The following is a 421-nucleotide window of genomic DNA, read 5'->3' on the forward strand; positions in this document are numbered from 1 at the left end:
ATTACGCCTTCTTCTTTCGTGTTTGTGTGCATTGTTTGAGTCATTTTGTTGTCCTTTTTAACGTCGTTGTTTAATGCAATAGATAATAAATGATGTTGTGGGGTTAATGATTTCTTTGCGACGAAATGCTGTAAAGCGAGAGTGAAGTGTCTATAACTCGGATGAAGTGTTTAAGACTCAGACGACGTACATAAGACTCAAGTAATCCTGCCAAATTACAAAAAAGGCGGGGGGCTTTTAAACGCTTAGCACCCCCAGCTTCGATTTTGATATGCTTGGTAAAGTTTGTAGTGTTAACTACTTAGCAAGGTGTTACGTTTTTATCGATTATAGGAAACAAGGTCATTATGAATCATGGCTAAAAATGCAGTAGAGCAAGCAATTGAAAATATCAGATTGAAGTCTCAAGGCCTTGAGTCTT

Source organism: Vibrio sp. 10N.261.55.A7, assembly GCF_002877365.1.
Classification (GTDB): domain Bacteria; phylum Pseudomonadota; class Gammaproteobacteria; order Enterobacterales; family Vibrionaceae; genus Vibrio.